The following is a 17,224-nucleotide window of genomic DNA, read 5'->3' as shown; positions in this document are numbered from 1 at the left end:
CGACCCTGGATTCCGGTAGAAAATCAGATCAACTGTCGTTGCAGGTCAGGCGGTTGTTCTTACTTGCACCATCCCCTCCGGTCCATATGTTGGACGCCCTTCACCCACCTCCCCCGCACCGGCTTCGTCCGCCCTGAGCTGCCCGAACGGTCATTCGGTGACCGCTGAGCGGACACAGGCATCCGGAAATCGACCACACATTTGGTGATCACTCTCCGCACCGGCAAAACTCCCGTCTGCAAGCAGAAAGTCAGGAAACCCCCCGCAACAAAGGAGAGTTGACGTGCGTTTCTTCCTCAAGACGGTGGGCGCCACCGCTGTCGTGGCCGCCTGTGTGATGTCCGGAACCTCTGGTACGGCGCTGGCCCAGTCCAAGGCCGCCCCCGCCGGCCTCTACGCGCCCTCGTCGCTGGTCCTCGCCGTCGGCCAGGGCGAAGAGGCGGACACCGCGACCATGCAACGTGCCGTGACCCTGACCTGTACGCCCAAGGCCTCGGGGAGCCACCCCTCGGCCTCCGCCGCCTGCGCGGAACTGCTCGCCACCAACGGCGAGTTCGACCAGTTGGTCGGCGAGTCGTCCGGCATGGCCTGCACGAAGGAGTGGAAGCCCGTCGTGGTCACCGTCGACGGTGTGTGGCAGGGCAGACGAGTCGCATGGTCCACGACCTTCGGCAACAGCTGCGAGATGCGGGCGAGTGTCGCGGAGGGTGCCGCCCTCGCGTTCTGAACCCCTTCGCCTCCGCGACCGGAGGTCGCGGAGGTAAATGAGTGGACGCGGCCTCGGACCTGACGGTGGGATGAGGCCTCGACATCCACGACAGCGCCTTGGACGGCGCCCCGAGCGACGTCCAAGGCGCTGTCCATGAACGGGGGTTGCACACATGTCATCGGAGAGACCCGACGAACGCGACGTCAGCCGCGAACGCGACGCCGGTCACGCGCTCGATCGCGATCCCTCCATCGACGTGGACCTGGTCCGCCGGTTGCCCGCGGCGCAGTTGCCCCCGTGGGCGGACCTGCCGCTCGCGCCTGTCCGGCTGTTTGGCTGTCCGGCATGGACAACGCGACGTACCGGCCCGGCGACGACATGTCAGTACGGCTGCCGCGCTACCGCCGCTGGGTCGGGCAGGTGGAGGCGGAGCAGCGGTGGCTGCCGTGGCCGCGGGGGCGCGGGCTCGCGCTCGCGGGGTCACTGCCCGTCCCCGACGACCCGTTCTTCGACGATCCGGTGAGGGTGACGGCGGCGCTGCGGCATCTCGACGCGATCGTCCGCGACCGCTGGCCGAGAGCGCGCGGCGAGAATGTCCGGCGGGCCTCCTCGGTCATGCCGAAGGCGTGTCGATGACATGTCGATCCGTCCGGTCGCCGTTCGTATAGACAGTGAGAGGTCGGCACAGGGCCGGCCCCGGGGTGATCCGCCAGGGAGAGGCAGCCATGAATCAGTACCTGCTCAGCATCTATCAGCCCGACGGCGACATACCGGCGCCGGAGGTCCTCGAACCGATCGTGCGTGACCTCGAGGCCGTGAAGACCGAGATCCGGGAGGCGGGCGCCTGGGTCTTCGGCGGGGGCCTCTTCCCGCCGAGCACGGCGACCGTGCTGCGGCTCAAGGGCAGCGAGGTGCTCACGACCGACGGGCCGTACGTCGAGGGCAAGGAGCATCTCGGCGGGTTCACCGTCATCCAGGCGGCCGATCTGGACGAGGCGCTCGCCTGGGGGCGCAAGGTGGCCCGTGCCATCACCCTGCCCATCGAGGTCAGGCCGCTGCAGGACGGATCCCGCCAGTGACGTCGGATGTCCCCCGGGTCACGTCCGAGGTGACCGAGCGGGTCTTCCGCGCGGAGTACGGGCGCGCGGTGGCCGTCCTGGTCCGCGTCTTCGGCGACATCGACATCGCCGAGGAGGCGGTTCAGGAAGCGTTCACCACGGCGGTGCAGCGGTGGCCGTCCGACGGACTGCCGCCGAGCCCGGCGGGCTGGATCATCACCACCGCACGCAACCGTGCGATCGACCGCCTCCGCAGGGAGGCGTCCCGTGAGGACCGGCACGCGCAGGCCGCGCTGCTGCACGCCCACGAGACACCGGCCGGGGAGGGACCCGTGCGCGACGACCGACTGCGTCTGATCTTCACCTGCTGCCATCCGGCGCTCGCCCCCGCGGCGCGGGTCGCCCTCACACTGCGGCTCCTCGGCGGCCTGACCACCACGGAGATCGCGCGTGCCTTCCTGGTGCCGGAGCCGACCATGGCCCAGCGGATCGTGCGGGCCAAGGGAAAGATCCGCGACGCGCACATCCCGTACCGGATCCCCCACGAAGCCGATCTGCCGGAACGGCTCCGCGCGGTGCTCGCCGTCGTCTATCTCGTCTTCAACGAGGGGTACACGGCCAGTGCGGGGGACGCGCTCGTCCGCGACGACCTCTGCGCCGAGGCGATCCGCCTGGGACGGCTCCTGACCGAGCTGATGCCCGACGAGCCGGAGGCCCTGGGGCTGCTCGCGCTCATGCTGCTCTCCGAGTCGCGGCGGGCGGCCAGGACGACCGAGGACGACGAGCTCGTCCTCCTCGCCGACCAGGACCGGGGCATGTGGGACCAGGCCCTGATCGCCGAGGGACAGACGCTCGTCCGCCGCTGCCTGCGCCGCGACCGGCCTGGGCCCTACCAGATCCAGGCCGCGATCAACGCCGTACACAGTGACGCGCCGAGCGCGGCGGACACCGACTGGGGCCAGATCCTCCAGCTGTACGACCAGCTCCTGGCCGTGGCCCCGAGCCCGGTCGCGGCCCTCAACCGCGCCGTCGCGGTGGCCGAAATCAAGGGCCCCGAGCGGGCGTTGCCCCTGGTCGACGAGCTCGCTCTCGACAGCTACCACCTCTTCCACGCCATCCGCGCCGACCTGCTCCGCCGCCTTGGCCGCACCGAAGAGGCGATCCGCGCCTACGACGCCGCACTCGCCCGCACCGAGAACACCGCCGAGCGAGCCTTCCTGCTCGGCCGCCGCCAGGACATGCCCGGCACGTGACCGTCAGTCATGCGACCGCAGGGCGGGGCCTCTCCTGCCTCACCATGGGCCGCCCAGCTTCTCCAGGACGCGGCCGCGCAGCAACTCGTACTCCTCGCGGAGGCGGTTGACCTGCGCGGGGCGTGGGACGACGATTCCCCCGCTGACGATCTCCTGCGCGGTGAACTGCTCGCGGGTGAGGTCGACTTCCAGGCCCATGCCGAGACGGTTCCACCAGTGATGGTCGGTCCACTCGCCGCCGACACGCACCTCGCCCCGTATCAACTCGCCGCCAAGGAGGTCCTGGAGGAGCAGCGCGGTGACGCCGCACTGGCCGCGGGCCGGGTTGTCAGGGGGCCAGGTGCGGGAGGAGTCCGACGGGTACGTGTCAGGGCCCCAGCTGCCGCGCACTGCCTCTTCGAGGTCGGTGAGGTGGAATGGGTTCATGGCCGGGATACTCGCAGCCACCACTGACAATCCCGCCCCTGCTCCCTCTCTCGCCCCGCCCGGCCGCACGGGTACGCCCAAGGAGTCATCGATGACCACGGTCCTCGCCCAGGAGATCGGCACCGCCCGCCTCGTCCTCGTACCTCTTGAGGTCGACCACGCGGACGAGATGGCCGTCGTGCTCTCCGATCCGGGCCTGCATGCCTTCATCGGAGGCGCTCCCGACGATCCGCAGGCCCTGCGTGCCCGCTACCGGCGGATGACGGCGGGGGCCCCGGACCCGGCGGTCTCCTGGTACAACTGGGTGCTGCGGCTGCGCGATGAGGGCTGCCTGGCGGGGACCGTCCAGGCGACGGTCGTACCCGGCGCTGACGGCAGCGGCGGTCTTGTCGCCGAGATCGCCTGGGTCGTGGGGACTCCCTGGCAGGGGCGGGGCATCGCGGTGGAGGCGGCCCGCGGCCTCGTCGGCTGGCTGACGGGGCAGCCGGACGTGCGCGGCATCATCGCGCACGTCCACCCGGACCACCGGGCATCGGCCGCCGTCGCCACCGCCGCGGGGCTCTCCCCGACGGACGAGCGGCAGGACGGCGAGGTCAAGTGGCAGCGGGTGCTCCGGCGTTGAGCGACGTGGCGTGACAGCGCCTCAGCGTCGGCCGCGGAAGGTGCGCCGCAGGTCGTCCACCCAGCCGTCGGGGATCTCCCACGGGATGAAGTGGCCGCCGCTCTCGTGCGCGGTGAGGTTGACGTGGTGGTACCAGTCGGCACGGTCGCCGGCGAGCCAGCTCTGGACGCGCTGCTCGGTGGTGGTGACACCGGGCGGGTTCTCGTGGCCGACGAAGGTGATCCCGGTCGGCGCCTCGATGACCGGTCGGCGGTCGTGCGAGGGCGTCCAGGGGTAGCGGTTGTTGTTGGCGTAGTAACGCACCGACGTTCCGATGGCGTTGTTCACCCAGAAGATCATGGCGTGGGTGAGGAGATCGTCCTTGGAGAAGACGCTCTCCACGTCGCCGTGGTTGTCGCTCCACTTGTCCCAGCGCTCGAGGATCCAGGCGAGCAGACCGACCGGCGAGTCGCTCAGCCCGTAGGAGAGGGTGCTCGGTCCGAGCACGTGCACAGCCAGGTGGGCGGCGAACCGCCGCTCCAGGGAGAGGAATTGGCGGTGCCCGGACTCGGAAAGACCCTCGGGGACCGGCTGTCCGCCGCTGAGGTCCCAGCCCCGGTCGCCGTTGAAGAGGGTGAGCTTGAGGCCGGAGCCGATGTGGATGCCGTGCAGTTCGTCGGCGTACTTGTGGCCGAGCTGACCGGTGACGAGGGCGCCGACGTCACATCCGGCGGCGGCGTACCTCTCGTGGCCGAGCGTGTCGGTCATCAAGGTGTGCCAGAGGTCGGCGACCTTCCAGAAGTTCATCTCGGGGTGGTCCGGCAGCGGCGTGGAGAAGCCGAAGCCCGGCAGGGAAGGGACGATGACGTCGAACGCGTCGGCCGGGTCACCGCCGAACGCGGCGGGGTCGGCGAGCCGGTCCACGACCTTGGACCAGTGCCAGAAGGTCCAGGGCCAGCCATGCGTGAGGATGAGCGGAGTAGGGGCGGGGCCGACGCCGGGCCTGCGCATGAAGTGCACCGGCACGCCGTCGACCGTGACCCGGTAGTGCTCGTAGGAGTTGATCGCCGCTTCGGCCTTGCGCCAGTCGTAGTGGTGCAGCCAGTGGTCGGCCAACTCCTGGAGGTAGCCGCGGCGGACGCCGTAGTACCCGTCCTCGTTTCCGATGTCGTCGGGCCACCTCGTCAGCCGCAGTCGCTCCCTGAGGTCGTCGAGCACCGCGTCGGGCACGTGGATCGGCTCGGGCGTCAGCGGGAAGCGCTCTGCGGCTGTCATCAAGGTCCTTCCGAAGCGAGGACGAATCTCAGTGCTGAGCGGTACCGCTCAGCACTGCTCAGTACGGACGGTCTCCCGCGATCGCGACGCGCTCGGCCACGCGACGGTGCGGGGCGTAGTCGTCGACCGCGTAGTGCTGGGTGGAGCGGTTGTCCCAGAAGGCGACGTCACCGGCCTGCCAGTGGAACCGCACCTGGTACTCCGGGACCTGTGCCTGACGGACCAGGTAGCTCAGAAGGCGGTCGCTCTCCGCACGCTCCATGCCCACGATGTGCGTGGTGAAGGAGGTGTTCACGAAGAGCATCTTCCGCCCGGTCTCCGGATGCCTGCGCACCACGGGGTGCGTGACCGGCGGGAACTGCTCCTGGAGCGGGATCAGCTTCTCGGGGCCGTAGAAGCGGATGAAGCCGGGGATGAAGTCGTGCACCGCCTGGGCCCCGTCGATGCGGGCCTTCACCTCGTCGGGGAGGTTGTCGTACGCGGCCGCCATGTCCGCCCACATCGTGTCGCCACCGACCGGAGGCACCTCGCGCAGCTGCAGGACGGCGCCGAGCGCGGGGTTCTCGCGGAAGGTGACGTCGGCGTGCCAGACGTTCTCGTACGTGGGGATGCCGCTGCCGCCCTTGTCGAACCGCACGACGTCGTCGGCCGAGCCGCGCGCGAGCAGCGGGTTGGTCTCCAGGTCGCCCCAGTTGAGGGCGAAGGCGCGCTGCTGCTCGGAGGTGATGTCGGCACCCCGGAAGAAGAGCACCTTCCACTCCAGGAGGGCACGGCCCAGCTCCTCGCGCAGCGCGGGCGTCAGCGGCTCCGCGAGGTCGACGCCGCGGATCTCGGCGCCGATGAGACGCCCCTGGGGGACGACGTCCATCAGCTCGTAGGGACGCTCTTCCCAGCCTTCGGGTACGCGGCGCAGGGTGCGGCGGCCTTCGTACATGCCGTCGGCGGGGACGCGGGCGTCGCGGAGAGTGGGGGCGACGGCGGGGGAAGCCGCGGTCGCGGGAGAAACCACAGTCATGGTGATCCTTCAGTTGTGAGTGAACGGGTGGCGTCACGGAGGCGGAACTCCGGACAGTCGGGAACGGATTCCCGGGCAGCTAGCGACCCGATCGCTCGCACCCACGACGCCACGGGACCCCGAAGGTCCTCACGGCGGCGGTCAGGTGCTGGATCATGCACACCATTGTGTATGGCTATGCCTTGCGGAGCAAACCCCCGTACTCGTAGATCCCCTTGTTCTGCTCGGTGGCTCCCAGGTAGGGGGCCAGGTCCTCGTGGACCGGGGCGAGCGGGGGCTGGCCGGCGTCGGGGCGCCAGTCGACCAGGTTCACCAGGCCCGGCTCGACCGGCTCCAGACCGTTCAGGAGGGTGTCGAGTTCGGCCGGGGTGCGGGTCTGCCAGGGAACGCCGCCGCCGGAGATGTGCGCGGTCATCGCGGCGCCGCGGGCCGGGTCGTCCGCGACGACCTGTGAGACGCCGAGGTAGCTGCCGGGGGCGGCGCGGTCGATGATCGTGCGCAGCACGCGGCGGGGGCCGTCGGCGTCGGTGAGGTGGTGCACCACCGAGAGGAAGAGCACCGCGACCGGCTCGTCGAAGTCGATGAGGCGGGTCATGTCGGGGTGCTCCAGGATCGCGTCCTGGTCGCGCATGTCGCCGTTGATGACAGTGGTGGTGGAGTCGTCGGCGAGCAGCGCCCTGCCGTGTGCGAGGACGATCGGGTCGATGTCCACGTAGACGACACGGGTGTCCGGTGCGAAGCGCCCCGCGACCTGGTGGACGTTGTCGTCGGTCGGCAGACCGCAGCCCATGTCGATGAACTGGCGGATCCCCGCCTCGGTCAGATGACGCACGACGCGGAACAGGAACTCGCGGTTCTGCCGGGCGATGTCGACGCACTCGGGGAAGTCGGGCAGCGTACGCAACAGGAATTCACGGTCGACCGCGTAGTTGTCCTTGCCTCCGAGCATCCAGCCGTAGGCACGTGCCGACGTCGGCACGTCGAAGGGGATGGACGTTCTTTCGGACAGCTCGTCTGCGGCCACAGTGCGTTCTCCGCCTCTCCCAGAGGGATATGGGTGCCTCACGGGGACATGGGGTGCTGCTCCGTCACGGCGACACTATCCCGTGGCCCACGGCCGGGTGAACCTGGTACCGATCCCCAACGGGCTTGCCCACGGTGGTGGTTGAGGACACGGCCGGGGAGGGACGGCATGACATCGGACACCCGGCCGCCCGCGAGGCGGCCGGATGGCGCATGATCGGACGTGCGCGAGTCACGTACCACCCGATACGCACCAACAGACACCCGATACGCACCACCAGAGAGGACCTCCCCATGGAAGACCGCTTCGACGTCGTCGTGCTCGGAGCAGGACCCGGCGGCTATGTGGCCGCCATCCGCGCCGCCCAGTTGGGCAAGCGGGTAGCGGTCGTCGAGGAGAAGTACTGGGGAGGTGTCTGCCTCAACGTCGGCTGCATCCCGACCAAGGCGCTGCTGCGCAACGCGGAACTGGCACATCTGTTCACGCACGAGCAGAAGACGTACGGCATCAAGGTCGACGGCAACGTGTCCTTCGACTACGGCGAGGCGTTCAACCGCAGCCGCACGGTAGCGGACGGCCGCGTCAAGGGCGTCCACTTCCTGATGAAGAAGAACAAGATCACGGAGTTCGACGGCCGGGGCACGTTCCTCGACGCGAACACGCTCCAGGTGGCCAAGCCGGACGGCACGACGGACACGATCACGTTCGAGAACTGCGTCATCGCCACCGGCGCCACGCCGAAGCTGCTGCCCGGCACGCGGCGCTCCGAGCGCGTCGTGACGTACGAGGAGCAGATCCTCGCCGACAGCGTGCCGCAGTCCATCGTGATCGCGGGCGCGGGCGCCATCGGTATCGAGTTCGCCTACGTCCTGCACAACTACGGCGTGAAGGTCACGATCGTCGAGTTCCTCGACCGCATCGCGCCCCTTGAGGACGCGGACGTCTCGACGGAGCTTGCCAAGCAGTACCGCAAGCTCGGCATCGACGTGAAGACCTCGACCCGCGTCGAGTCGATCGACGAGTCGGGCCCGCAGGTCAAGGTCACCGTGACCGGCAAGGACGGCAAGCAGGAGGTCCTGGAGGCGGACAAGGTCCTTCAAGCCATCGGCTTCGCCCCGAACGTCACCGGCTTCGGCCTGGAGGCGACGGGTGTGGCGCTGACCGAGCGCGGCGCCATCGACATCGACGGCCGCGGGCGGACGAACGTGCCGCACATCTACGCCATCGGTGACGTCACCGCGAAGCTGATGCTCGCCCACACCGCCGAGTCCATGGGCGTCGTGGCCGCCGAGACCCTCTCCGGCGCCGAGACGATGGAACTCGACTACCCGATGATCCCGCGCGCCACCTACTCCCAGCCGCAGATCGCCAGCTTCGGCTGGACGGAGGCGCAGGCGAAGGAGAAGGGCTTCGACGTCAAGGTCGCCAAGTTCCCGTTCATGGCGAACGGCAAGGCGCACGGCCTCGGCGACACCGTCGGCTTCGTCAAGATCATCAGTGACGGCCAGTACGGCGAGATCATCGGCGCCCACCTGATCGGCCCCGACGTCACCGAACTGCTTCCCGAGCTGACCCTGGCCCAGCAGTGGGACCTGACGGTGCACGAGGTCGCGCGCAACGTCCACGCGCACCCGACGCTCGGCGAGGCGGTCAAGGAAGCGGTGCACGGCCTGGCCGGGCACATGATCAACTTCTGACGGCGCGCGGGCGCCCCCAAGCGTCCGCGGGCGCTCGGGGGGGGGCGCCCAAGCGTCCGCGGGCGCGCCCCGCCGCTGCGCCGAACGGCTCAAGTGGCGGGGTCGCCCGGTCCGGAAGATCCTTGGTCGGAACGCATCTGTTACGCCTCGGGGGCGAGGGAGAGGCAGCAGCCGATGTTCTCTGGCCTGGGCCGATTCGTGGTCCGTCGCCCGTGGTGGATCATTCTGGCGTGGGTGGTGGCGGCCGGTGCCGTGATCTCCCTGGCGCCGAAACTCACCTCCAGCAGCGACGAGGCGAGCTTCCTTCCTGACCATTACGAGTCCATCCGCGCGGCGGACATACAGGAAGCGGAGTTCCCCAAACAGCAGAACGTCGGCGCGATCATCGTCTTCCGGCGTTCCGACGGCGGGAAGCTGACGGCGGCCGACTCCGCGGACGTCACCCGTATCTCCAAGGGCCTGCGGGCCAAGAAGATCCCCGAGGTACAGGCGGTCGTGCCCGGCGCGGTCTCGCCCAACAAACTCGTGCAGACGTCGGTCGTCGCGATGCCGAAGCTCACCGACCCCGAGGACACCGCACAGCAGGACGCGGTCAAGGACCTGCGGTCCGATCTCAAGCCCGAGCTGAAGGGCACGGACCTGTCCGCGGGGATCACCGGCTCCGCCGCGCAGGCGCTCGACGAGAGCGACGCGTCGGAGCGGGCCGGACTGCTCGTCGGGGTCGGCACGATCGTGATCATCATCGTGCTGCTCCTGGTGATCTTCCGGAGCCCGATCATCGCGCTGCTCCCCGTGGTCCTGATCGGCCTCATCTCGCCGATGGCGACCGGTCTGATCGCCTCCGCGAACAAGGCCTTCGACATGAAGGCCGACTCCTCCATCCAGCAGTTGCTCACCGTCGTCCTGTTCGGCGTCGGCACGGACTACATCCTGTTCCTGCTCTTCCGCTACCGAGAGGCCCTGCGGGCGGGCGAGGATCCCAAGGGCGGCATGGTGCACGCCGTCGAGCGGGTCGGCGAGGCGATCACCTCGGCGGCGGGCGCCGTCATCGTCGCGTTCGCCGCCCTCACGCTCTCCTCGCTCGGCATGCTGCGGTCGATGGGGCCCGCCCTGGCCATCGCGGTCTTCGTGACGCTGCTGGCCGGGCTCACACTGGTCCCCGCCGTCGTCTCGCTGCTCGGCACGAAGGTGTTCTGGCCGTCGAAGTCGTGGCAGCGGGAGCCGCAGGGCACCGGGTTCGCGCGCCTTGGCGCCTCCATCGCGCGCAAGCCCGCTGTCTGGGCCCTGGTGTCGGCGGTGTTCATGGCCGCACTCACCCTCGGCGCCCTCGGCTACCGGGCCAACTTCGACCTGGCGGGCTCCTCGCTGCCCAAGGACAAGGAGTCGATGGTCGCCCTGGAGAATCTTCAGAAGGGCTTCCCGGCGGGCTCCACCGACCCGACCTCCGTCTACCTCACCTCGACCGACGACGGCCCGCTCCCCAAGGCGCGGGCAGCCGCCTTCCGGGGGCAGCTGGACGACGTCCGGGGCGTGGGCGAGGTCTCCGGCCCCCGTATGAACCCGGACGGCACGACTGCGTCGTTCGACGTGATCCTCACGGACCCGCCCGCCTCCGACAAGGCCCTTTCGACCGTCAAGGACCGGCTGCGCCCGATCGCCCACGAGGACGCTCCGGCAGGCACCGAGGCACTCGTCGGCGGTACGACGGCGGTGTACGTCGACATCAACAAGGCCGTGGACCGCGACTACTCGGTGGTCTTCCCGGTGGCCGCCCTTGCCATCATGGTCATCCTGGGCCTGCTCCTGCGGAGCCTGGTGGCGCCCTGGTACCTGATGGTGTCCGTCGCCCTCGGCTTCGGCGCGACCCTGGGCGCGACCTCGCTGCTCTTCCAGCAGATCGGCAGTCAGCCCGGGCTGATGTTCATGCTGCCCGTGATCATGTATCTGTTCGTGGTCGCCCTCGGCACGGACTACAACATCCTGATGGTGTCGCGGCTGCGCGAGGAGGCCCGCGAGGGCCGCACCCCGCACGACGCGGCGGGCACGGCGGTGCGCCATTCGGGCCCGACGATCGGCTCGGCGGGCGTGATCCTGGCGGGTACGTTCGCAACGCTGATGCTCGCGGGCAACTCGACGCTCTCCCAGATGGGCTTCTCCCTCTCCTTCGGCATCCTCATCGCCGCCTTCGTCATGGCAATGATCTTCACACCCGCGCTGACCGCCCTGATCGGGCACGCGGCATGGTGGCCGGGGCACGGGGACGAGAAGGGCGAGCGGGACAAGAAGCCTGCGGCCTAGCCGCCCTCGCCGTGGGCCGCGGAGAGGGCCTGCGTGTCAGCGTACGAAGGCAGGTCCTCCGGCACGGAGCCGCCCCGGGCGATCGAGCGGGCCGTCCCGACGGCGGCGTGCAGCGCGGCGCGGAAGAGCAGCGAGCCACTGCTCACCCGGCGCACGCCGAGTTCCGCGAGGCGCCGGTAGGTCAGGGCGCCCGGCGCGTAGAGGATGTTGAGCGGGATGTCGATCACCTCTGCGACAAGGCCGCCGATCGCCTCCTCGTCCTGCAGGCCCGGGACGAACAGGCCGTCGGCGCCCGCGAGTCGGTAGGCCGATGCCCGGCGCTCGGTCTCCCCCGCTCCCCCGGCGCCCAGCCAGTACGTGTCCGTGCGCGCGTTGACGAACAGGTCGGGGACGGTCTCCTTGATGGCGCGGATCAGCTCGCACTGCTGTGCCGTGCCGGTCAGCGTCCCGTCCGGGCGCCCGTCCTCGATGTTGACGCCCACGACGCCTGCCCGGACGAGTTCCGCCGCGAGCGCCGCGACCTCATCGGGCCGCTCGCTGAAGCCGCCCTCGATGTCCACGGTGAGCAGTGCGGGCAGTCGGGCCAGGCCGCGGGCCAGGTGCAGGGTCTCCTCCCGTGTGCCGCCGGTGGCGTCCGCCTTGCCGGCTGCGGCCGCCACACCGAGGCTGGTGGTGCCGATCGCGGGGAAGCCTCCGTGGGCGAGCGCGGCGGCGGAGGCGTGGTCCCACGCGTTGGGCAGCAGCAGGGGCTCACCGGCGCGGTGCAGGGCGCGGAACTGATCGGCTCGTTGTGCGTAGGTCATGCCCGGACCGTAGCCGCGCGTCGATTCGGCGACCACCGAAACGTCCTGGTGGGAGAGGGGTCGCGACGGCAGCCTGAGACGTCCCTGCGGATGTCCTCGGAAATCTTGCGGCGTAATGTCGAGAACAGGTGGTCGGCCCCGACGTCCCCTGTGAGAGTTGCCCACCGAGGGTGACCACCGCACAGTCGAGGAGTGACGTCATGAAGTACCTGGTGATGGTGCAGGGCACGCAGGCGGACTACGAGGCGCAGAGCGGCAAGGCGAACGCGACGAGCCCGTCCTGGAGCGAGAAGGATCTGCAGGCGATGTTCGGCTTCATGGGCGCGCTCAACGACGACCTGGCCGAGTCCGGCGAGCTGGTCGACGCGCAGGGTCTGGCCGAGCCCGCCCGGACCCGCCTGGTCGGCGTGGACAAGGATGGCCGCCCGGTCATCACGGACGGTCCCTACGGCGAGACGAAGGAAGTACTCGCCGGATTCTGGGTCCTGGATTGCGCGAGCCTGGACCGTGTGACCGAGATCGCCAACCGGATCCAGCAGTGTCCGGTCCCCGAGGGCGCACCTCTCTATCCCGTGGTGATCCGCCCCATCATGGGCGCCCCCGACGACGCGTCCTGAACGGCGAAGCCGTGGTCGAGGACCTGCTGCGCCTGCACGCGCCGCAGGTCCTCGGCGCGCTCCTGCGCCGGTACGGGCACTTCGGCGAGGCCGAGGACGCCGTACAGGAGGCGCTGCTCGCCGCGGCACGGCAATGGCCGAAGGAGGGCGTTCCCGAGAACCCGCGCGGCTGGCTGATCAGGGTCGCTTCGCGACGGCTCATGGATCAGCTGCGCAGTGACGAGGCGCGGCGCAGACGTGAGGAGGAGGCGGCCCAGCTGTCGCCCCGGGACGCCTTCACGGCGTCCGCGCCGGGCGAGAGCCGCGCGCCGTCCGACGACGACACCCTGACCCTGCTCTTCCTGTGCTGCCATCCCGTGCTCAGCCCCGCCGCGCAGGTCGCGCTCACGCTGCGCGCCGTGGGCGGCCTGACCACGGCCGAGATCGCCCGCGCCCATCTGGTGCCCGAGGCGACGATGGCGCAGCGGATCAGCAGGGCGAAGGCGAAGGTCAAGGGGGTGCCTTTTCGACAGCCGTACCCGAAGGACCGTGATCAGCGGCTCGCGGTGGTGCTCCAGGTGCTCTACCTCATCTTCAACGAGGGCTATACGGCGACCTCCGGCAGTCGCCTGCACCGCGCGGATCTGGCGCGCGAGGCGATCCGGCTCACTCGGTCCGTGCGCCCCTTGCTGCCCGATGAGGGCACGGTGACCGGGCTGCTCGCCCTCATGCTGCTCACCGAGGCCCGCAGCGCGGCCCGCACCGGCCCCCACGGGGAGCTCATCCCCCTCGACGAACAGGACCGCTCGCGCTGGGACCGGCGCGCGATCGAGGAGGGCTCCGCCCTTGTCGAGAAGGCCTTGTCCCAAGGCCCCGCGGGCGCGTACCAGCTACAGGCGGCGATCGCCGCGCTGCACGACGAGGCGGCGCGCGCCGACGACACGGACTGGCCGCAGATCCTCGCCCTCTACGACATTCTCGTGCGCCGTACTCCCGAGCCGATGGCCGAACTGAGCAGGGCCGTAGCCGTCGCCATGGTGCACGGGCCGCGTGCCGGGCTGGCCGAAGTCGCTTCGCTCGAGGACCGGTTGGCGGGCCATCACCGGCTCGACGCCGTACGCGCCCATCTCCTGGAGCGGGCGGGCGAGACCGAAAGGGCCCGGGAGGCGTACCAGTTGGCGGCCAAGCGTACGCTGAGCGTTCCCGAGACGCGCTACTTGCAGATGCGTGCGGCCCGCCTGCTGTCCACCTGAGTACGGAGAACGAGATGATCAGCGTCCCGGCGGGGCAGGTGACGCTGTCGGACCGGCGGACGCGGCGCAGCTGGACGGTCGAGGTCGCGGCCCACGAGCTGTCGGCGTTCCCCGTCACCCAGGAGCAGTACGCGCGAGTCACCGGCGAGCGGCCGAGCACCGCGACCGGCGAGGGGCTGCCCGTCGAGGGCGTCTCCTGGCTGGACGCGGTCCGGTTCTGCGACGCCCTGTCCCTGCGGGAGGGACTGACACCCGCCTACCGGCTCGGCACCGACGGAGAAGGCGCCGAAGGCGCCGAGTGGGACACGTCCGCCGACGGTTACCGGCTGCCGACCGAGGCCGAGTGGGAGCACGCCTGCCGGGCCGGTACGACCGGTGCGCGGTACGGGCCGCTCGACGAGATCGCCTGGCATGGCGGCAACGGCTCCGGACGGATCCACGAGGTGGGCGGCAAGCAGCCCAACGCGTGGGGCCTGCACGACATGCTGGGCAACGTCTGGGAATGGTGCTGGGATCTCTACGACGCCGAGGTGTACGGCACCTATCGGGTGCTCCGTGGCGGTGGATGGTTCGACGAGCACTGGAGCTGCCGGGCCTCGGTGCGGCGCCGCAGCCATCCGACGTTCCGGATCGACGATGTGGGGTTCCGCGTCGCGCGTTCTACCGCGGCGTTCGACCCGGGCCCTCAGTCGCGGTAAGTGCCCTTCCCGACACCGTCAGGGACGTAACGCAGCTCACAGCGACAGAGCCCCGACCTGGGAACACCGGCCGTTGGTTCACCGTTGAACAGTACGTAGGTCCCGATCGCGATTCCCCCGTCCGGTCGGGGCCTACATCTCTTTCCGACCGTTCATGTCGATACCGTTCCGTTTCACGCCTTCGAGCGCGAATATGCCAACCGCACCGCGCGGCGGACGATCGGACGGCATCATGCGTTCATGGACGGTGCCAAGCCTGTGCAGGTCTTGTTCACGCCCGACGAGTACGAAGCGGTCCTGCGGAACGCGGACCAACTCGGGCTCCCGGTCGATGAGTTCATACGCCGGGCCGTGATCGTCGACGCGACGCAACCCCCCTGCCCCGCGGCCAAGGCCAGTCGCGGCTCCGGCGCTCCGGCGGCCGTGCCGCCCGTCCGCCGGAGCCTGGGCCCCGGTGGCGCACCCGCGCTCCAGCGCTTCCTCGACACCCTCGCGACCTCGGCGGAACCCGACCCCGAGGAACGGGTTCCACCGCAGCCGACGGTCCGCAGCTGCTCGGGGCAGTGACGGCCGGGGCGGCGACACTCAGGACAGCGACGCTCAGGTCAGGACGATCTCCGGCTTGTACAGATCGAGCCAGAGCGCCAGGTCCAGCGTGCGTTCGAGCCCGCGCCGGGACGCCTGGGTGATCTGCGGTACGTCACGTACCGCCGCCCGCGTCACCCGGTCCCGGTCGACGATGTCGAAGACCGGGTGCGCGGGCTGGGCGAGGAGATCCCTGACGTGCCCCTGGAGGGCGATGGCGTACTTGGGGTCCTGGGTGGAGGGATAGGGGCTCTTCACCCGGTCGTACACGGAGCGCGGCAGGACGTCCGCCGTCGCCTCCCTCAGGAGGGTCTTCTCCCTGCCGTCGAAGGACTTCAGGGACCAGGGGGCGTTGTAGACGTACTCGACCAGGCGGTGGTCGCAGAACGGCACCCGCACCTCGAGCCCGACGGCCATGCTCGCGCGGTCCTTGCGGTCGAGCAGGACACGCACGAACCGGGTCAGGTGCAGATGGCAGATCTTCCGCATCCGGAACTCGAAGTCGCTCTCGCCGTCGAGGCGTCGGATCCCGGCGACCGCCGTGTCGTAGCTGTTCTGGATGTACGAGGGCAGGTCGAGAGCGTCGCTCAGGTCCGGGCGCAGCACGTCCGCGTCGTCGCCGAAGTGCTCGGCGAACCGCACGAGCCAGGGGAAGGTGTCGGCACGGCGGGCATCCTCATCGAAGAACTGCAGGTAGCCGCCGAAGACCTCGTCCGCCGACTCCCCCGACAGCGCGACCGTCGAGTGTTCGCGGATGGACTGGAAGAGGAGGTAGAGGGAGGCGTCCATGTCGCCGAAGCCCATGGGCAGGTCGCGGGCTCGGATCATCTTGGCCCGTACCTCGGGGTCGGCGAGGGCGTGCGAGTCCAGGACGATGTCGCGGTGATCGGTGCCCGAGGCCTTGGCCACGTCGTGCACATAGGGCGTGTCCGGGGTGGAGCGCAGCGCGTCCGCGACGAAGTTCTCGCTCTGTCCGACGAAGTCGACGGCGAAGCTGCGTACGGTCTCGCCCGCCTCGCCGAGTTGACGTGCGGCGATCGCGGTCATGGCCGATGAGTCCAGGCCCCCGGACAGGAGCGTGCAGCGCGGCACGTCCGAGACGAGCTGGCGGCGCACGATGTCGTCGAGGAGCTCGCGCACCTTGGCGACGGACTCCTCGCGGCCGTCGGGGTGGGGGCGGGTCTCCAGCTGCCAGTAGGTGTGGCGGCGCAGACCGCTGCGGTCGACGGTCACGACCGTGCCGGGTTCGACCTCGTTCATGCCGTCCCACACGGCGTGGCCCGGCGTCTTGACGAAGGTGAAGAGCTCTCGCAGACCATCGGTGGTCACCCGGGCACGGGCCAGCGGGTTGGCGAGGATCGCCTTGGGCTCGGAGCCGAACAGGACGCCGTCCGGGGTCTCGTAGTAGTAGAAGGGCTTGATGCCCATCCGGTCGCGGATCATGACGAGCTTGTCGTCACGTCCGTCCCACACCGCGAACGCGTACATGCCGTTGAGCCGTTCGGCGACCGCCTCGCCCCACTCCAGATAGCCGCGCAGGACGACTTCGGTGTCGGATTCGGTGGTGAACCGATGGCCGCGCCCGGTCAGTTCGCGGCGCAGTTCGGTGAAGTTGTACGTCTCCCCCGAGTAGACGAGGGCGACGGTGCCGCGCGGCGTCCGCGCGGTCATGGGCTGGCGCCCGCCGGGCAGGTCGATGATGGCGAGCCTGCGGTGCCCGAGTCCGGCGGGTCCTTCGATCCAGGTGCCGCGGTCGTCGGGGCCGCGGCAGGACATCGTCTCGGTCATCGCGTTCAAGGTGTCGGACACGGACCGCAGATCACGGTCGAAGGAGACCCAGCCAGTAATGCCGCACATGCGCTACCTCCTGCTTCACGCCGCCTGCGAGCCACCACCCGACGAAAATAGGTGTAGCTAGCAGCTATTTGGCCAG

The 17,224-nt window shown here is 69.9% G+C and carries 17 protein-coding genes; 11 read left to right on the top strand and 6 right to left on the bottom strand.

Annotated features, from left to right (window positions below; translation table 11 throughout):
• Positions 1-337: 337 nt before the first annotated feature.
• From ACFVXC_RS19275 to ACFVXC_RS19260, 4 genes are all read left to right on the top strand, one after another.
• Positions 338-727, top strand: coding sequence for a subtilase-type protease inhibitor (locus ACFVXC_RS19275; RefSeq protein WP_389906923.1), 390 nt, complete (start codon positions 338-340; stop codon positions 725-727).
• 327 nt (positions 728-1,054) lie between these two features.
• Positions 1,055-1,345 carry a hypothetical protein gene (locus ACFVXC_RS19270; RefSeq protein WP_389906618.1) on the top strand — a complete coding sequence of 97 codons (291 nt, stop codon included), beginning with the start codon at positions 1,055-1,057 and terminating at the stop codon, positions 1,343-1,345.
• 89 nt (positions 1,346-1,434) lie between these two features.
• Positions 1,435-1,788, top strand: coding sequence for a YciI family protein (locus ACFVXC_RS19265; protein WP_389906617.1), 354 nt, complete (start codon positions 1,435-1,437; stop codon positions 1,786-1,788).
• On the top strand, positions 1,785-3,020 hold the full coding sequence (locus tag ACFVXC_RS19260; RefSeq protein WP_389906616.1) for an RNA polymerase sigma factor: 1,236 nt from the start codon (positions 1,785-1,787) through the stop codon (positions 3,018-3,020). Before ACFVXC_RS19265 ends, ACFVXC_RS19260 begins: the two co-directional genes overlap by 4 nt.
• Before the next feature lie 39 nt (positions 3,021-3,059).
• On the opposite strand, the gene ACFVXC_RS19255 is transcribed toward ACFVXC_RS19260, so the two are convergent.
• Complete coding sequence (locus ACFVXC_RS19255; RefSeq protein WP_389906615.1) at positions 3,060-3,446, bottom strand: hypothetical protein; 387 nt, start codon at positions 3,444-3,446, stop codon at positions 3,060-3,062.
• 91 nt (positions 3,447-3,537) lie between these two features.
• On the opposite strand from ACFVXC_RS19255, the gene ACFVXC_RS19250 reads away from it, so the two are divergent.
• A complete protein-coding gene (locus ACFVXC_RS19250) occupies positions 3,538-4,068 on the top strand; it encodes a GNAT family N-acetyltransferase (protein ID WP_389906614.1) in 531 nt (176 codons plus the stop codon).
• Between the two features lie 21 nt (positions 4,069-4,089).
• On the opposite strand, the gene ACFVXC_RS19245 is transcribed toward ACFVXC_RS19250, so the two are convergent.
• The 3 genes from ACFVXC_RS19245 to ACFVXC_RS19235 form a co-directional block, all read right to left on the bottom strand.
• Positions 4,090-5,322, bottom strand: a complete 1,233-nt coding sequence (locus ACFVXC_RS19245; protein WP_389906613.1) for an epoxide hydrolase family protein — start codon at positions 5,320-5,322, stop codon at positions 4,090-4,092.
• Positions 5,323-5,380: 58 nt separating this feature from the next.
• Positions 5,381-6,256, bottom strand: coding sequence for a TauD/TfdA dioxygenase family protein (locus ACFVXC_RS19240; RefSeq protein ID WP_389906921.1), 876 nt, complete (start codon positions 6,254-6,256; stop codon positions 5,381-5,383).
• A gap of 256 nt (positions 6,257-6,512) precedes the next feature.
• Positions 6,513-7,361, bottom strand: coding sequence for an SAM-dependent methyltransferase (locus ACFVXC_RS19235; RefSeq protein WP_389906612.1), 849 nt, complete (start codon positions 7,359-7,361; stop codon positions 6,513-6,515).
• Positions 7,362-7,654: 293 nt separating this feature from the next.
• Here ACFVXC_RS19235 and lpdA point away from each other — a divergent pair, with 293 nt between their 5' ends.
• On the top strand, positions 7,655-9,058 hold the full coding sequence (gene lpdA, locus ACFVXC_RS19230; RefSeq protein ID WP_389906611.1) for a dihydrolipoyl dehydrogenase: 1,404 nt from the start codon (positions 7,655-7,657) through the stop codon (positions 9,056-9,058).
• A gap of 174 nt (positions 9,059-9,232) precedes the next feature.
• Positions 9,233-11,356 carry an MMPL family transporter gene (locus ACFVXC_RS19225; protein ID WP_389906610.1) on the top strand — a complete coding sequence of 708 codons (2,124 nt, stop codon included), beginning with the start codon at positions 9,233-9,235 and terminating at the stop codon, positions 11,354-11,356.
• On the opposite strand, the gene ACFVXC_RS19220 is transcribed toward ACFVXC_RS19225, so the two are convergent.
• A complete protein-coding gene (locus ACFVXC_RS19220; protein ID WP_389906609.1) occupies positions 11,353-12,159 on the bottom strand; it encodes an isocitrate lyase/phosphoenolpyruvate mutase family protein in 807 nt (268 codons plus the stop codon). The genes ACFVXC_RS19225 and ACFVXC_RS19220 overlap by 4 nt on opposite strands.
• Before the next feature lie 200 nt (positions 12,160-12,359).
• Between ACFVXC_RS19220 and ACFVXC_RS19215 the strand changes: the two genes are divergently transcribed.
• The 4 genes from ACFVXC_RS19215 (at position 12,360) to ACFVXC_RS19200 (ending at position 15,273) form a co-directional block, all read left to right on the top strand.
• Entirely contained in the window at positions 12,360-12,776 is a 417-nt protein-coding gene (locus ACFVXC_RS19215) for a YciI family protein (protein ID WP_389906608.1), read from the top strand.
• Positions 12,777-12,787: 11 nt separating this feature from the next.
• A complete protein-coding gene (locus ACFVXC_RS19210) occupies positions 12,788-14,008 on the top strand; it encodes an RNA polymerase sigma factor (RefSeq protein WP_389906607.1) in 1,221 nt (406 codons plus the stop codon).
• Positions 14,009-14,022: 14 nt separating this feature from the next.
• Positions 14,023-14,706 carry a formylglycine-generating enzyme family protein gene (locus ACFVXC_RS19205; RefSeq protein ID WP_389906606.1) on the top strand — a complete coding sequence of 228 codons (684 nt, stop codon included), beginning with the start codon at positions 14,023-14,025 and terminating at the stop codon, positions 14,704-14,706.
• 240 nt (positions 14,707-14,946) lie between these two features.
• Positions 14,947-15,273: a hypothetical protein gene (locus tag ACFVXC_RS19200; RefSeq protein WP_389906605.1), complete on the top strand. Its 327-nt coding sequence runs from the start codon at positions 14,947-14,949 to the stop codon at positions 15,271-15,273.
• A 33-nt stretch (positions 15,274-15,306) separates the two neighbouring features.
• Here the strand turns inward: ACFVXC_RS19200 and asnB are convergent, their stop codons facing one another.
• The gene (gene asnB, locus ACFVXC_RS19195) at positions 15,307-17,148 is read right to left on the bottom strand and encodes an asparagine synthase (glutamine-hydrolyzing) (RefSeq protein ID WP_389906604.1); all 1,842 of its coding nucleotides are present in this window, start codon (positions 17,146-17,148) and stop codon (positions 15,307-15,309) included.
• Positions 17,149-17,224: the final 76 nt, after the last annotated feature.

This window comes from Streptomyces sp. NPDC058257 (genome assembly GCF_042881845.1).
Lineage (GTDB): Bacteria > Actinomycetota > Actinomycetes > Streptomycetales > Streptomycetaceae > Streptomyces.
This window is presented reverse-complemented; position numbering and strand designations above follow the sequence as displayed.

Coding starts and splice junctions, on each gene's coding strand:
- ACFVXC_RS19275 (WP_389906923.1), top strand. CDS start 338: ATGTCCGGAACCTCTGGTACGGCGCTGGCCCAGTCCAAGGCCGCCCCC.
- ACFVXC_RS19270 (WP_389906618.1), top strand. CDS start 1,055: ATGGACAACGCGACGTACCGGCCCGGCGACGACATGTCAGTACGGCTG.
- ACFVXC_RS19265 (WP_389906617.1), top strand. CDS start 1,435: ATGAATCAGTACCTGCTCAGCATCTATCAGCCCGACGGCGACATACCG.
- ACFVXC_RS19255 (WP_389906615.1), bottom strand. CDS start 3,446: ATGAACCCATTCCACCTCACCGACCTCGAAGAGGCAGTGCGCGGCAGC.
- ACFVXC_RS19250 (WP_389906614.1), top strand. CDS start 3,538: ATGACCACGGTCCTCGCCCAGGAGATCGGCACCGCCCGCCTCGTCCTC.
- ACFVXC_RS19245 (WP_389906613.1), bottom strand. CDS start 5,322: ATGACAGCCGCAGAGCGCTTCCCGCTGACGCCCGAGCCGATCCACGTG.
- ACFVXC_RS19240 (WP_389906921.1), bottom strand. CDS start 6,256: ATGTACGAAGGCCGCCGCACCCTGCGCCGCGTACCCGAAGGCTGGGAA.
- lpdA (WP_389906611.1), top strand. CDS start 7,655: ATGGAAGACCGCTTCGACGTCGTCGTGCTCGGAGCAGGACCCGGCGGC.
- ACFVXC_RS19225 (WP_389906610.1), top strand. CDS start 9,233: ATGTTCTCTGGCCTGGGCCGATTCGTGGTCCGTCGCCCGTGGTGGATC.
- ACFVXC_RS19220 (WP_389906609.1), bottom strand. CDS start 12,159: ATGACCTACGCACAACGAGCCGATCAGTTCCGCGCCCTGCACCGCGCC.
- ACFVXC_RS19215 (WP_389906608.1), top strand. CDS start 12,360: ATGAAGTACCTGGTGATGGTGCAGGGCACGCAGGCGGACTACGAGGCG.
- ACFVXC_RS19205 (WP_389906606.1), top strand. CDS start 14,023: ATGATCAGCGTCCCGGCGGGGCAGGTGACGCTGTCGGACCGGCGGACG.
- ACFVXC_RS19200 (WP_389906605.1), top strand. CDS start 14,947: ATGGACGGTGCCAAGCCTGTGCAGGTCTTGTTCACGCCCGACGAGTAC.
- asnB (WP_389906604.1), bottom strand. CDS start 17,148: ATGTGCGGCATTACTGGCTGGGTCTCCTTCGACCGTGATCTGCGGTCC.